Raw genomic sequence first — 13,869 nt, forward strand, 5'->3', positions numbered from 1 at the left:
GTTTCAATGCGCTGTCTTAGAAAAACAACACAGCAGTACTGCTGCAGGGGGGCTCATGCTTCGCGAATTTCGACAGTTCATCAGCAGAGGCAATGTGTTAGACCTGGCGGTCGCCGTGATCATCGGCGCCGCGTTCGCGACGATTACGACCAGCCTAACCGAGGACATCATCATGCCGGTGGTCGGCGCGCTGTTCGGCGGGCTCGATTTCTCCAGCTATTTCGTGCGGCTCGGACCCGTGCCCGACGGCTATCGCGGAAGCTTGACCGATTATGCCGCACTCAAGGCCGCGGGCGCGCCGGTGCTCGGATGGGGCCAGTTTGTCACCGTCGTAATTAATTTCCTGATGCTCGCCTTCATCATCTTCCTGCTGGTGCGGGCGGCCAATCGGGCGACGGGCAGGCGCGAGGACGCGGCAGGCCCGACGGAAATCGAGCTGCTGGCCGAGATCAGGGATGAGCTGAGAAGGAGATAGGTCCGAGGGATTCTGTTGCTCGGCTCCCTCGGAGGCCGCCGGATTCCCATTCTGTTGCCCGGTTGGGTCCAACCGCGCTTAAGCTTTGTAACGTCTGACCGTTAGGCCGTCAGTTACGCAGCAATAGCGAGCGCCTCGTTATCGTTGGCACTTGTGTGAATGAGCCGTCACGGTGGCCCGATCCGATCGGCAATCGCGTCTTTATTGCACTCGTCGATCCTATTTCGCCCCCATCAACATCCCTCGCTTTAACGAGGAGTGATGGTGGAGGCGCCGGGGTACTGCCCCCCGGGTCCGAAATGCCTATTCCACGCAACAATCTACCGACATAGCCGGTTGCCCGGCACGGGAAGACATAGGGATTTTCCCCTCGAATCTCAAGCGGCGCGCTGGTAATGGGCGACCCGCACACATCCACCAGGGGATATCAAAACTATGAAAAAGCTTGCTTTTGTGATCGGCGGCGCGGCGCTCATGGCTCTGTCGGCCTGCAGCGGCAACAATGACGACGCGGTCAACAATGCCGAGCTCAACCAGCCGGCGGCCGAGGACCTGAACGTGCTCGCCAATGCCGCGGCGACGAACGCGGAAGACGCGGCGCTCGGCAATCAGCAGCAGCAGCTGGAAGACGAGAACGCCTCGGCGACGGTGAACACGACCGCCAACACCACGGAGTCGACCGACGCCGACGAGCAGAACGTCAGCGGCATGTAATCCGGCTGTTCGGCAGTCTGTTCAAAGGAAAAGCCGCTCGGGAAACCGGGCGGCTTTCTCTTTGCGTGAGCCACGACTAGGGCGGCTTTGATGGCCGATGACGCGATCCCCGCCGCTACGCTGATCGTCGTCCGGGACTCGCCCGCGGGTCCGCCTGAGATCCTCATGGTCGAGCGCGCTGAAGGCATGGCTTTCGCCGCCGGCGCTCTGGTCTTTCCGGGCGGTCGCATCGATGAGGCGGACCGCGAGCTTGGCGCCCGGCTCGGCGTCGAGCCGGCCATCGTCGCGGCCATTCGCGAAACCCTTGAGGAGACCGCGATCCCCGTCGGACTGTCGCCCCTGCCCTCCCCTGAAGCGGCGGTCGAGCTGCAGCGCGCCCTGATCGCAGATGAACCGTTCGCCCGGCTCCTCGATGCCTACCGGCTATGCCTTGAACCGCAAATGCTGACACCCTTCGCCCGCTGGGTTCCGAAATTCCACGCAGTCCGGCGCTTCGACACCCTCTTCTTCGTCGCTCAATCCCCGGAAGGAAGCTGGGAGCCTCAGGTGGTCGAGGGCGAATGTGCCGGTGCAGCATGGCTGCGCGCGTCCGACGTTCTCGCGCGCGAAGCTCAGGGCCAGGCGCGGCTGATCTTCCCGACCCGGCGGACGCTCGAGCGGCTCGCCCAGCATGCGACCTTCGGCGGCATCCGCGACGATGCGGAGGGGCATCCGATCGAGCCTGTGACCCCGTGGGTCGAGGAAAGGGACGGAGAAAAGTACATCACCATCCCGGCCCATCTCGGCTTCCCGGTGACGGAGGAGCGCCTTGAAGGCTTGTGGCGCGGCTGATCCGGATCGGTGCGGCGTGGTTCATCGTCCTGGCTCTGGGCGCCGCCGCCTACATCACTGCGCGTGACTACATCCGCTCGCATCCACAGGATGTGCCGTGGACTGCGCTGAGGCTTACCGACCCGGTAGGCGCCTTCACGCTGCGCAAGCTCGGCGCACTTGCTGAGGAGCCGGCCCAGTGCCGCTCGTTGCTCCTCGAAGCGCGGGCCGCCGACGTTCCGGCCCCTTCCCGGCGCCCCAGCCCCGAATGCGGATACGACAACGGCATTCGGCTGGCCGCAGCGGCGGGAGAGGCAGCGATGTCGCCGGCCGGCGTTATCGTCAGCTGCCCCGTCGCCGCGGCGATGCTGCTGTTCGAGCGGCAGGTGCTGCAGCCCGCAGCCGAACGGCACTTCGGCAGCCCGATTACCGCCATTCATCATGCGGGCTCGTACAATTGCCGCCGGATCTACGGCCGCAGCGAGGGTGCATTCAGCGAGCATGCCGCGGCGAACGCGCTCGATATCACCGGCTTCGCGCTTGGCGACGGCACGCGCGTCAGCGTGCTCGCCGACTGGAACTCACTCGGACCCAAAGGAGCATTTCTGCGCGAAGTGAAGGACGGGGCGTGCCGGCTTTTCGCCACCACCTTGTCGCCGGATTATAACGAGGCGCACCGCGATCACCTCCACTTTGACCAGGCGTCGCGGCGCACTTCCGGCTTCGGCCTCTGCCGCTAGGCGGCCGAGTCGCCGCCCCACCAAAGAAAAGGGACCCGCCGAAGCGGATCCCTCCTCAAAGCCGAAGCTGTCGCCTGACTTATTTCAGGTGGTTCGAGAGATGCTTGTTCATCTCGAACATGCTGACGCGTTCCTTGCCGCCGAAGACCTTCTTCAGCTTGTCGTCAGCAACGATTTCTCGTTTGTTCTGCGGGTTTTGCAGGTTGTTCTTGCGGATGTGGTCCCACACCTTCGAAACGACCTGGCTGCGCGGAAGCGGGTCGCTCCCGCAAATCGCCGCGAGGTCCGCCGACGGTTGAACCGGACGAGCGAGCCCGCCCCCTGCTTTACGACCACTACCTTCTGCCATCAGGCCCTCCTGTTGTTCTGGCGTTGGTAGAGCGCAAAGCTTTGCTGTTTGCAATGCTGTTCCAGAGGGGAAATCCCCTTCAGCGGCGACCGAACGGCACGACCCGGTTGTCGATGTCATGGCCGATGTCGGCCCGGCCGCCGTACGCAATGCCCGAACGAGCGCACCATTCCTCCACGATCGCACATTCGTCGCGGCCGAAATCGGGGTCGTTTTCAGGGATCTGACCCACCCGGCCGAGCCGCAGCCGCGCAGCCTTGCGGACGTTCTCGCTGGAGGTGACGTGGAACATCGTCCGGTCGATTCGATAATGATGTTCGCCGACATCCTCGATCAGCAGGTCGACGCCTTCAAAGTTGGGTTCGAGCACCGTGCCAAGCAGCGCCGCCAGCACCGTCAGGTTGAAGGCCATCGCAGGACCTTTAAGCTCAGGTTCGACCGCAGCGGGGTCTCGGCGGATCAGCCAGTCGAGCGCGCGGTTCACCGCAGCCTCGCCGCCGTCACGCACGATGTCCTGCGGCATCGGGCCCCAGGCAACGTCGAGCCCGGCCCGATGGAAACCGCCGAGCAAGAAGCCAGCGTCGCTGTATCCCATATAAACTTTGGAGCGGGCGGCATCGGGCAAGTCGCGTATCGCCGCCTCGGCAATGCGATTCGACCCGTAGCCGCCACGTGCGAACCACACCGCGTCGACCGAAGGGTCAGCCATCACCTCGCGCAGGGCGCTTAGGCGCGCCGCGTCAGGGCCCGCGAAATGGCCGTCGGAAAGGAAGCATTGCGGATGGACGAAGAGTTCATGGTCCCCGCGCGCCTCAGCGAGTGCCACGACGCGTTCCGCCGCAACCTTGTGGAGCGAGGAGCTAGGAGCAACCACCGCGATACGCATGCGCGGTGCTTAGGGTCCTGCCTTCACGCGGGCAATTGCTTCCCCCGCGCCGGCCTTCAGTTCGTGCGGTGCGTGGCGGCGAATAGGCCGAGTGTCAGCGCAGCACGCTGCTCGACCACCGGAATGTCGGCCGGCGCAGCGGGCACACCGCAGCTTGGCGTCTGCGCATAAGCGTTAGCGAGCGCCTGCGCCTCCTGCGGCGATCCCGGAGTAGCCGCGACAACCTTGTAAACCAGCCCGGGCGACTGGACGGCCAGGCAACGGCCCACCGAATCGATAGTCACGCCCGCAGCTGCTTTGTACAAGCTTGCCCCGGCGGCCGCGTCCGCAGGTGCAGCGCGGTCCGGATAGGTCCGATTTTTGGCACGGATCAGCTGCTCCGCTACTGCAGAGTTGATCAGGAAAAGTGGCAAGCCACTCGACTTTCCGCTGCATGCCTTGTGCTTGCCGCTCAGTGCCTTCGACAGGCGGTCAAACCGAGGGTCAGTCGTCATAGCGCCGCCCACCAGTTCTGGTGCCGCTTCGCCGGTCCGCTTGATGAGGCAAGTGGCAACCTGCGCCGCGTTTGAAGCAGCCGCGGCGGGTTGTGAGGTGATGCGCCGCATGTCCCATACGACCATCTCCTGGCGGATCTGATCCATGGTCGGCCTGTTCATCTCGAACGAAGGGGGTGGAGGCGGAGGCGGAGGCGAATTCTGCTGCGCCCCGGCCGCTGAAGCCATGGTCAGCGCTGACGCCCAAATTAACGCCCGAGTACAAGTCATCATCGCAGGTCTCCCCTTCAACCGGCGAAGTCTGCACCTTCTTAACACGAGTGACAAGCCGCTCGACAGTCGCCCCGCACTGCCTTGCCAATGATGGGCTTTCGCTGAGAGTCACAACGCAATAGGGCCGCCGCCATGATCGATACTCCGGTTTTCTTCAGCGGCATCGGTGGCAGCGGGATGCTGCCGCTCGCTTCCATTGTGCGCGCCTCGGGCGCGAAGGTCGCGGGCTCCGACCGCTCGCTCGATGCGGGCCGGACGCCGCAGAAGTTCGATTATCTGCGTTCGCTCGGCATCCAACTGTTCGCGCAGGACGGATCAGGCCTGCAGGACGGCATGACGCTGGTCACCTCGGCAGCGGTCGAGGACACCGTTCCCGACGTTGTGCGCGCCCGCGAACTCGGCCTGTCTCACCTGACGAGGCCACAATTCCTCGCCGAGCTGCTCAATTCGGCGCGGCGCAGCATCGCCGTTGGCGGGACGAGCGGCAAGTCCACCGTCACCGGCATGATCGGCTGGATCCTGCACGCCTGCCATCGCCAACCGACCGTGATGAACGGCGCGGTGATGAAGAATTTCGTAACGCCGTCGGCGCCGTTCGCGAGCGCGCTGGTCGGCGACCCCGAACTGTTCGTGAGCGAAGTGGACGAAAGCGACGGCTCGATCGCGCTCTACCATCCGGAAGTCGCGGTGCTGACCAACATCAGCCTGGACCATAAGGAGATGGAGGAGCTGCGCAGGCTGTTCGCCGGCTTCCTCCTTCAGTCGCGCAAGGCCGTGCTCAACCTCGACGATCCCGAGACGCGCGCGCTCGGCGAAGCCGTGCCCGACAAGCTGGTCGGCTACGGATTCGACAGCCCCGCGGCCGCCTTCAAGGGCCGCGACCTCAAGCTCGAGCCGAATGGCGTGCGCTTCTCCGTCGGTTCTGGCGGCGAACGGCACGAGGTGCACTTGCAGGTGCCGGGACGGCACAATGCATCGAACGCCCTCGCCGCCATCGCCGCTGCAGCATCGGTTGGTGTTCCCGTTGCAGATGCCGCCGCAGCCCTGGCAAGGTTCGAAGGGCTTCGCCGGCGCATGGAAACGGTCGGCGAGGCAGCGGGCGTCACGGTGATCGACGATTTCGCCCACAATCCCGACAAGATCGCCGCGACTCTCGACACGCTGCGCGCTCATCCCGGCCGCTTGCTGATCATGTTCCAGCCGCACGGATATGGACCGCTCGCCAAGATGGGCCAGCAACTGGCCGACGCCCTTGCCAGCGGCATGGCGCCCGGCGACCGGCTCTACCTGCCCGATCCCGTCTATCAGGGCGGCACCACCGAGCGGGTCCACGGCAGCGACTGGCTGGCCGCGCAGGTGAAGGACCGGGGCCGCGACGCCTTCCATATCGCCGAGCGGCTGGCGATCGGCGAAGCGCTTGTCGGCGACGCTAGAAGCGGGGACCGGATCCTGATCATGGGCGCCCGCGACGACACGTTGATCGACTTCGCCCAGCATCTGGTGGACCAGCTCGCGGCGCGGAACTGATCGAGCGCTTCAGCGTCGGGCGTGCATGGCACGACCCGGATCAGTCACTGGCTGGAAGCTTCCTCAAGTCGAGCGCGAGCTGCTGCTGCGACAGTTTCCGCCCAAGTACGCGAACGTGGTTGCCGATCATGTGACGCTGCGGGTCGGCGCTGGACCCCAGACGCCACTGCCGCCGCAGCCGGATCACGCGCGGGTCATCGGACGTGCCGACGATGGAGAAAGCCTCGAGTGCCTGGTCGTCGAGCTCGATGGCACGACGGACCGGCCGGACGGATCAACCTATCACATCACCTGGTCGCTTGGCCCCGGACGCAAGGCGCGGGAAAGCAATGACGTCCTTCGCGATCAAGGCTGGAAGCACCTCGACGCGCCAATCGACGTCGAGCTTGAGCCGGCGCGGTTCTGATGGCTGAGCCGAGGCTGTTCTTGGATGCGGACGGCGTGCTTGCCGACTTCGACGAGGGCTTCAGGAAGCTGCTCGGCGCCTATCCGCGCGACTATGAGCGCAAGCACGGCCGCGGCAGCTTCTGGAAGAAGCTAGCGACCGCCAGGAACTTCTACGGCAGCCTGCCGGAGATGCCCGATGCGCGAGTGCTGTTCGACGGCGTCAAGCATCTGAAGCCGACGATCCTCACCGGACTTCCGCTCGGCAAATGGGCCGCGCCGCAGAAGGTCGAGTGGGCGGCCGAACATTTTCCCGGCGTCCCCATCATCACCTGCATGGCGCGCGACAAGCACAAGCACATGCATCCGGGTGACGTGCTGGTCGACGATCGCGAGAACCACCGCGCCGCCTATGAGGCCGCCGGAGTCGTCTTCGTGCACCACAAGAATGCCGAGGACAGCCTCCGGCAATTGGCGAAGATCTACCCGTCGGTAAAGGCGCCAGAAAGCGCCTGAGCGCTGCTTAGGCCGCGGCCTTCAGGTCGACCTTTTCGACCCATTCCGGCCAGAACACCGGCTCGCGGCTCGACCAGCCCGGCGCCGTGGCAGCGCTTTCGCTGATCGACTGGAGCAGGGTCCGGCGACGGTCCGGGTGGAGGTGCGGTAGCGCCGCGGCTGCACAGAAGGCTGCCGGCAGCCACGGACGCGCCGACGCGCCGATCAGCCGCTCATACAAGAACCGGTAGGCTGCGAAGTTGAGCAGCCGGTCCTGGCCGAGGTCGAACGCGGAAATGGTGATCAGCATGCCGATGAACGGCTCGATCATGTCGAGGCCGCTATCGTCCGGCACCTGCAGGCGCAGATGGTCCAACTGCTTGTAGAGACGGGCTTGGCCGCGGATCGAAGCGGCTTCGCCTTCGTCGCGCGCCCAGCATTCGATCGCGTCGCGACGCCCGTAAGCGACGTCCAGCGAACGGCGGATGTAACGCTGTGTCGCCTTCGGGAAGCTCGCAAACTCCTTCATTTCCGAAAGCAGCATCGCCCCGCTTGCCGGCTGGCTGGTGCGCGTGATCATGAACCCGACTCCTTTTGCCCAGGCGGGATCATGCTATTGCCATGGTTTCGAGATACTTAACCATGATCCCACCCCCCGTTCATATTGAATCAGAGGGTGGTAGGCGCGTCTAGCCAGAAATTGGCCAAGCGCCTGAAAACTGTGGATTGTTGATTTGTTGCAACGCCGCTGCCGTCGGGCGACAGCAGCGAGACGTCACTCGGTAAAGCCCGAGGATGGCGCAGGCTCGCCGCTGTCCGGCTGCGCCGCCGAAGGGGGATCGGACGCGTCCATGGACTCGTCGCTGCCGACATCGGTTTTGAGGTCCGGATCATGCGGGTTCCGCTTCAACGCTTCCTCCAGGCCCGCTTCAGGCGGCGCCGAAAAAACCAGCGGTGGCGGCGTGTCCTTCTTCGCTTCGGTCACTGAAGTGGTCTCCGTCATGTCCATTGCTATTCTGTAACGAGCAGCAGGGTCGCCCCGTTCCCCATTGCCTGCTTTCGACGGGGTGCGGCGGAGCTTCTGCCAACGGGCCTTCAGGCGGTTTGCGGGACATGCGTTTTGCGACATGGTGCCGCCCAGATGCTGATGATGCCGCAACCTGTCGCCCACAGCCGCTTTGCCGACTGGCCCCTGGCGCTGAAGTCCATCCTCGGCTTCTGGCTATTCTATGCCTTGACGGTGCTGGCCCGGGCGTTCCTCGGCGCAGATCCCTGGACGACGCTGCAGAACAAACTGATCGTCGTCGCCATCGGCAGCGTTCTAACGGGCGTCGTCTACATCGCCATCAACCTGTTTGGCGTCGGCTCGAGCATCAGGCGCAAGGCCGTCATTGCCACCCTGGCATCGCTGGTGGTCGCGGCCGTGATGGGCGCGTCCTTGATCCTGCTCGAAAATTTCGCTCGTCCGAGCAATGAGGAGTTCCGCTTTCAGGCCCGCGAAGGCGTAACCGTGATCGCGAAAGGCAAGACCGTCGAGATCGAGCGGAAGGCTGCCGAGCCGCTGGTGCTCACCATGCCGACGGTGACGGACCTGGATACCAAGCAGCGGGTCCGGGTGATCGCCGACGCCGCTGTCGTGTGGCTGTTTTTCTTTCTCGCCTGGAGCGCCTTCTATCTCGCCAATCTCGCGCAGGCTGAAGCGTTGCGGGCGCAGCGGCGCGTGGCGGATGCCGAGGGCGCTGCACAAGCGGCGCAAGTCCGGGCGCTTCGCTACCAGGTCAACCCGCATTTCCTCTTCAACACGCTGAACTCACTATCGTCGCTGGTGATGACCGGGCGCACCGACCGCGCCGAAGCCATGCTGCTGGCGCTATCGACCTTCTTCCGGACCAGCCTTTCGCTCGATCCGGGCGCCAACGTGACGCTTGCTGAAGAGATCGACCTGCAGCGGCTCTACCTGGATATCGAGAAGGCTCGCTTCCCCGATCGGCTGCATGTCCAGATCGACGTGCCGGACGAGCTCGCCCAGGCGCGGCTGCCGGCGCTGCTGCTTCAGCCGATCGTCGAGAACGCGATCAAATATGGCGTATCGAACAGCCGCAAGGCGGTGCTGATCCGCATCGAGGCCAAGCGGGTGGACGCAAGCCGCATGGTTCTTGAAGTCAGCAATCGATTGAAAAACGGCGGGCGCGAGGAGCTGCCGGCCGCGACCCACGAAGGAACCGGCCTTGGCCTCAGCAACGTCATTCAGCGCCTGGAAGCGCGGTTCGGAAATCGCGCCAGCTGCCGCTTCGGGCCGATGACCGGCGGCGGGTTCAAGGTGTCCATCACCATGCCGATCGACCACGATGCTTGAAGACCGCGCCCTTCGAGTCCTGATCGCCGACGACGAGCCGCTCGCCGTCGAGCGGCTCCAACTGCTGCTCGCCCGTGCCGAGGGCGCACAACTCGTCGGAACCGCAAGCGACGGCGATTCGGCAATCCACCTGAGCGAGGCGCTCCGCCCCGACCTGCTGTTGCTCGACATTGCAATGCCGGGGCTCGACGGGATCGGCGTCGCCCGCGCACTCGCGGCGCAAGACGCCTCGCCTGCGGTCGTATTCGTCACGGCCTTCGATCAGTTCGCGGTGGCCGCTTTCGAAGTCGAAGCCGTCGATTATCTGATGAAGCCCGTCGATCCCGCGCGCCTGCAGCGGGCACTCGACCGGGCACGAACCTACCTGCGCCAGCGCGAGGAGCAGCCGAAGCCGGCCAAATCTTCCGAGTGGCTCGAGGAATTCTGGGCGTCGGACCTGTCCGGCCTGGTCCGCATCGCGGCGCAGGACGTCGACCGGGTGTCGGCCGAACGCGATTACATGCGGCTACACGTCGGACGCCGAAGCTGGCTGATCCACCATTCGATGGCTGCACTGGAAGAGGGTCTCGATCCCGACATCTTCGTCAGGCTTCATCGCTCCGCAATCGTGCGTAGGGACTTCATTGCGGGCTTCAGCCGCAACCCCTCGGGCCGGTGGATCGCCCGGCTGGTCGATGGCACCGAGCAGCCGGTCGGGCGGCTCTATTCAGACCGCGTGCGGGCGATCGCCGGCCGCTGATTCCTCGCCTGTTTCGCGGTCGACGACCGTCGCGAGTGATACGTCGAACGTCACATTGCCGAGCGTCCGGAAGATGTCGGGGATCATCTCGACAGCCACGAGGAGGCCAAGCGGCGCAATCGGGATCCCCAATGCGATCCCGATCGGGGCAATGGAGGAAATGAAGCTCACCTCCCCGGGCAGACTTACGGCGCCGTAGCTCATCACCGCACCGACCGCGACGGCGGCGATCATCTGGCCGATGGTAGGTTCGAGGCCTAGCCAGTGCGCCACATAGAATGCGACCGCCACGTTCATCGCCGGTCCGGTCGAGCGGAAAAGGGCCACAGCCAGCGGCAATGCAACGTCCGCGCTCTGCTCGCGAACGCCGAGCGACCGCGCGGCGGTGAGCATTGCCGGAAGGCAGGCGAGCGAGGAGCGAGTCGAAACGGCGACCGCCTGCGGGCCGATCAGCGCCTTTGAAAAGGCGCCCGGCGACCTGCGCCCGCCGATGATCGCGAACGGATAGGCCGCCCCGAACGTCCAGAGCAGCCCGACGGCGGAAACCAGAACCACATAATGGCCGAGCCCCGCGAAGGCGGCTGCCCCTGCCTCCGACCCGACGCTGAATGCGAGCGCGAAGACGCCTAGCGGCGCGATCCAAAGCACCCAGCGGATGATGACCAGCAGCGCCTCGGCGATCGCCTCGAACAGGGTCACGACCGACTGGCGGCCGGCAGCCCCGATTCGCGTCAGCGCCAGCGCGAACAACAGGCCGAACACCACCAGCGGCAGGACATCGCCGTTGGAGCCGGCGGCGATCACGTTCGACGGAACGACACCGGTGAAGAAGTCGATGATCCCCGGCAGCTCCTGCGGCGCCTTCTGGTCGACAGCGGAAAGCCCGCTCTGCAGCGCCGCCGCCGTGCTCGGCGCGAGTGGGAAAAGGTGCGTCAGAAGAAGCGTGAGCAGCGCGCCGACGATCGCGGAAACAGTGCAAAGGATCACGATCCACAGCACTGACCGGGCAGCGATCCGGCTGCCCTGCGCCGCCTCGGCGCTGCGGGCGATCCCGGTCACCAGCAAGGTAATCACGAGCGGAATGACGGTCATCTTGAGGCCGTTCAGCCACAAGGTGCCGACGAAGCCGGCTGCCTTCAGTGCGCCCTCGCGCGCTGCGGGATCGAAGGTCCCGGCAAGCGACCCTAGCGCCAGGCCTGCAACCAGCGCCGCAAGTGCCCAATAAGCATGGAAACCGCGCCTTTCGCCGCGCCCGCGGGCTTCACCGTCCCTCAACGCGGTGTCCGGACGGAATGAGGTAAGCGGACGATGCGCATGCTGGCTCTCCTGAATCGCCGGGCCTTCTATGCACGCGCGAGCGCTTGCGCCAGCGGCGCCGGAGTTCAGGCCGCTTTTGCTTTCGCCATCTGCGCGACGAGCGTCAGCGCATCATGCGCGGACAGCGCCGCGCCTTCCTGCCAAGTGGGCTGATAGCTCAGATGCTCGCCGGCGAAGACGATTGGACCTTCAGGCTTCAGCAACTCGCCATAAAGCTCGCCGCGTCCGCCGCCCTCGGCACCAGGCCTTGGATCGAAATCGGGCCACAGCGCGCCGACGCCTTCGGAATAAGGCGTCAGGCCCCACGCGACGGTGACGCCCTTGCCCAACAAGCGCGACTTGCCCGGGTGCAGTGCCTCCACCGAATCCCTGCAGATGCGGAAGCGCTCCTCATGGCTAAGCGCGGCGAAGCGCTGCGGGTTGTCGCGATTGGTCCAGCCGGCTGCGTAGGCAGCGACCAACACGCCCTTTGGCGCGCCGAAGCGGCTCGATGGGTACATGATGTTTTCGTTCAGGCGGTCGGTCCAGGCGAGCCCGCCATAGATGAAGTCGTCGCGTTCCCAGAAGCGGGGCGCTTCGAAGCCGACCTTCACGCTCGGCAAGTAGCCGGGCGCCTTCTTGAGTGCGTCTTTCTTTGCCGCCGAGAAGTCGCTCGGGATGCGCGCGAGCACAGGCATCGGCAGGGTGCAGATGCAATAGTCGGCTTCCGTCACCTGATTGCCCGGTCCATGTTCGATGCGGACTCGATCGCCAGCGCGGCGGATGGCCTTGACGACGGTGCGCAGCCGTACGGCCGGCCGCACCCGGTCGTAGATGGCATGGGCGATCCGATCCATGCCGCCGACCGGCTGAAGCATGGTCGCCTGCATGTCCCAGATATGTTCGAACAGGTAAGGGAGCACGATCGACGGAGTCGGGGCCAGCTCGGCGAATTTTAGCGCCGGCAGCATTTCAGGCGCACCGTGGTAGCCGCCGGGTTCGCGGGCGAAGCCGGAGCTGCCGCTGGGTACATAGCGGCCGTTGTCCCCGACAGCCGCGTACGGCTCAAGGAAGCGCCGAACGATCGACAGCTCGTCCTTCGACACTTGCCCATCCAGTGCCTTCGCGTCGATCGCCTTCGCCAGCAGCTCACCCAGATGCCCGCGCATGTCGTTGACCATGCGCCGCTCGGGGTGGACCTTCCCAGCGAAGTCCCAACCGGCATTGCGGTTGACGTTGACGAACGGCTCAAGCTGCACGCCGAAGCGCCGGGCATAGCCCAGGATCACGCGGTGCGTGCTCGGGATCCGGGCAGCGCCGGCGTTGAAGTACAGGCCCGGGTCGAAAGCGGCGCGCTGGTCGGGCCTGCCGGTCTGGACGATGCGGTCGCCGCCGCGGATCGTCCAAACACGCCCCCCGACCCGGTCCCGCGCCTCCAGCACCGTCACCTTGTAGCCCGCCTGCTGCAGCTCGTAGGCGGAGACCAGCCCAGCGATGCCGGCGCCCAGGATCACGACCGAGCGGCCATTTCCGCTCGATCGCGGCAGCTGGAACTTCTCGGCCCCGGCCGGCGTGGGCATCGCTAAGCCCAGCGATTCCATGGCCATGTAGGCGGCGCCGGCGCCACCGATGCGGCCGATATTCTCCATGAGAGCGCGACGAGTGAGCGCCATGTGCAGTCCCCTGTCTGCAGCGCGACTCGCCCCCGAGCATTGCTGCTCACGGCAGACTGACAGCAATTCGCGGCGGACGCCTGAAAAAAGCGCGGTGCGGCTTGGCATCACCTGCGGGGCTCACGCGTTGTCGACCGGGAACCCCCCTCAATTCGGAATGGAGAACCCAGTCATGGACAACAGCAACTCGGACGAAATCGGCACGCTCAACACGCTGATCGCCACCACCATCGACAGCGTCACGGGCTATGAGAATTCGGCCAAGGACATCGACAACCAGCGTTTCGCCGAGATTTTCCGCCAGCGCGCCGACGAGCGCCAGCAGGTCGTCGAACAGCTGCGCGGCGAAGTCCGCCGGCTCGGCGGCGATCCCGAAGAGAGCGGCTCGTTCCTCGGCAAGGCCCACCAGCGCTGGGAAGACCTGAAGTCGGCAGTCACCGGCCAGGATGAGAAAGCGATCATCAACGAGGTCGAGCGCGGCGAGGATTATCTCAAGGAGAAGTTCGAGACGGCGCTCAGCGGCGGAATGCTCAGCAGCGAAAGCCGCTCGGTCGTCGAGCAGGCCTATCAGTCGGTGCGCCAGGGCCACGACCAGATGAGCCAGCTGAAGCACGGCATGGAAACGAACGCCTAAGCGGCAGCACTTCCACTACCCACC

Annotated in this window: 17 protein-coding genes and 1 other RNA gene; 10 read left to right on the forward strand and 8 right to left on the reverse strand. The window is 65.2% G+C overall.

The window, feature by feature from the left end:
- The first annotated feature begins 55 nt into the window (after positions 1 to 55).
- Complete coding sequence (gene mscL, locus VIL42_01755; protein HEY8591571.1) at positions 56 to 475, forward strand: large conductance mechanosensitive channel protein MscL; 420 nt, start codon at positions 56 to 58, stop codon at positions 473 to 475.
- A 39-nt stretch (positions 476 to 514) separates the two neighbouring features.
- Here mscL and ssrA read toward each other — a convergent pair.
- Positions 515 to 860: a transfer-messenger RNA gene (gene ssrA / locus VIL42_01760) on the reverse strand.
- A 50-nt stretch (positions 861 to 910) separates the two neighbouring features.
- On the opposite strand from ssrA, the gene VIL42_01765 reads away from it, so the two are divergent.
- The 3 genes from VIL42_01765 to VIL42_01775 all read left to right on the forward strand — a co-directional run bounded on the left by VIL42_01765 (position 911) and on the right by VIL42_01775 (position 2,739).
- Positions 911 to 1,189 carry a hypothetical protein gene (locus VIL42_01765; protein HEY8591572.1) on the forward strand — a complete coding sequence of 93 codons (279 nt, stop codon included), beginning with the start codon at positions 911 to 913 and terminating at the stop codon, positions 1,187 to 1,189.
- A 90-nt stretch (positions 1,190 to 1,279) separates the two neighbouring features.
- Complete coding sequence (locus VIL42_01770) at positions 1,280 to 2,020, forward strand: NUDIX domain-containing protein (protein ID HEY8591573.1); 741 nt, start codon at positions 1,280 to 1,282, stop codon at positions 2,018 to 2,020.
- Positions 2,008 to 2,739: an extensin family protein gene (locus VIL42_01775; GenBank protein ID HEY8591574.1), complete on the forward strand. Its 732-nt coding sequence runs from the start codon at positions 2,008 to 2,010 to the stop codon at positions 2,737 to 2,739. The genes VIL42_01770 and VIL42_01775 overlap by 13 nt, the downstream gene beginning before the upstream one ends.
- A 79-nt stretch (positions 2,740 to 2,818) precedes the next feature.
- Here the strand turns inward: VIL42_01775 and VIL42_01780 are convergent, their stop codons facing one another.
- From VIL42_01780 to VIL42_01790, 3 genes are all read right to left on the reverse strand, one after another.
- Complete coding sequence (locus VIL42_01780; GenBank protein HEY8591575.1) at positions 2,819 to 3,088, reverse strand: SWIB/MDM2 domain-containing protein; 270 nt, start codon at positions 3,086 to 3,088, stop codon at positions 2,819 to 2,821.
- Positions 3,089 to 3,167: 79 nt separating this feature from the next.
- Positions 3,168 to 3,974: an LD-carboxypeptidase gene (locus tag VIL42_01785; protein ID HEY8591576.1), complete on the reverse strand. Its 807-nt coding sequence runs from the start codon at positions 3,972 to 3,974 to the stop codon at positions 3,168 to 3,170.
- Positions 3,975 to 4,030: 56 nt separating this feature from the next.
- The gene (locus VIL42_01790) at positions 4,031 to 4,579 is read right to left on the reverse strand and encodes a hypothetical protein (protein ID HEY8591577.1); all 549 of its coding nucleotides are present in this window, start codon (positions 4,577 to 4,579) and stop codon (positions 4,031 to 4,033) included.
- 294 nt (positions 4,580 to 4,873) lie between these two features.
- On the opposite strand from VIL42_01790, the gene VIL42_01795 reads away from it, so the two are divergent.
- The 3 genes from VIL42_01795 to VIL42_01805 are packed head-to-tail and all read left to right on the forward strand — an operon-like array spanning position 4,874 to position 7,168.
- Positions 4,874 to 6,268, forward strand: a complete 1,395-nt coding sequence (locus VIL42_01795) for a Mur ligase family protein (protein HEY8591578.1) — start codon at positions 4,874 to 4,876, stop codon at positions 6,266 to 6,268.
- A gap of 25 nt (positions 6,269 to 6,293) precedes the next feature.
- On the forward strand, positions 6,294 to 6,674 hold the full coding sequence (locus VIL42_01800; GenBank protein HEY8591579.1) for a hypothetical protein: 381 nt from the start codon (positions 6,294 to 6,296) through the stop codon (positions 6,672 to 6,674).
- A complete protein-coding gene (locus VIL42_01805) occupies positions 6,674 to 7,168 on the forward strand; it encodes a hypothetical protein (GenBank protein ID HEY8591580.1) in 495 nt (164 codons plus the stop codon). The genes VIL42_01800 and VIL42_01805 overlap by 1 nt, the downstream gene beginning before the upstream one ends.
- A 7-nt stretch (positions 7,169 to 7,175) precedes the next feature.
- Here VIL42_01805 and VIL42_01810 read toward each other — a convergent pair whose 3' ends face one another.
- Both VIL42_01810 and VIL42_01815 read right to left on the reverse strand, forming a co-directional pair.
- Positions 7,176 to 7,724, reverse strand: coding sequence for a hypothetical protein (locus VIL42_01810; GenBank protein ID HEY8591581.1), 549 nt, complete (start codon positions 7,722 to 7,724; stop codon positions 7,176 to 7,178).
- 198 nt (positions 7,725 to 7,922) lie between these two features.
- Positions 7,923 to 8,150, reverse strand: coding sequence for a hypothetical protein (locus VIL42_01815; GenBank protein ID HEY8591582.1), 228 nt, complete (start codon positions 8,148 to 8,150; stop codon positions 7,923 to 7,925).
- Between the two features lie 144 nt (positions 8,151 to 8,294).
- Here VIL42_01815 and VIL42_01820 point away from each other — a divergent pair, with 144 nt between their 5' ends.
- On the forward strand, positions 8,295 to 9,503 hold the full coding sequence (locus tag VIL42_01820; protein HEY8591583.1) for a histidine kinase: 1,209 nt from the start codon (positions 8,295 to 8,297) through the stop codon (positions 9,501 to 9,503).
- Entirely contained in the window at positions 9,496 to 10,242 is a 747-nt protein-coding gene (locus tag VIL42_01825) for a LytTR family DNA-binding domain-containing protein (GenBank protein HEY8591584.1), read from the forward strand. Before VIL42_01820 ends, VIL42_01825 begins: the two co-directional genes overlap by 8 nt.
- Here VIL42_01825 and VIL42_01830 read toward each other — a convergent pair.
- The gene (locus VIL42_01830) at positions 10,210 to 11,517 is read right to left on the reverse strand and encodes a dicarboxylate/amino acid:cation symporter (protein ID HEY8591585.1); all 1,308 of its coding nucleotides are present in this window, start codon (positions 11,515 to 11,517) and stop codon (positions 10,210 to 10,212) included. The genes VIL42_01825 and VIL42_01830 overlap by 33 nt on opposite strands.
- A 107-nt stretch (positions 11,518 to 11,624) precedes the next feature.
- A complete protein-coding gene (locus VIL42_01835) occupies positions 11,625 to 13,211 on the reverse strand; it encodes an FAD-dependent oxidoreductase (protein HEY8591586.1) in 1,587 nt (528 codons plus the stop codon).
- Positions 13,212 to 13,383: 172 nt separating this feature from the next.
- On the opposite strand from VIL42_01835, the gene VIL42_01840 reads away from it, so the two are divergent.
- Complete coding sequence (locus VIL42_01840; protein HEY8591587.1) at positions 13,384 to 13,845, forward strand: PA2169 family four-helix-bundle protein; 462 nt, start codon at positions 13,384 to 13,386, stop codon at positions 13,843 to 13,845.
- Positions 13,846 to 13,869: the final 24 nt, after the last annotated feature.

This window comes from Sphingomicrobium sp. (assembly GCA_036563485.1).
In the GTDB taxonomy this organism is placed as follows: domain Bacteria; phylum Pseudomonadota; class Alphaproteobacteria; order Sphingomonadales; family Sphingomonadaceae; genus Sphingomicrobium.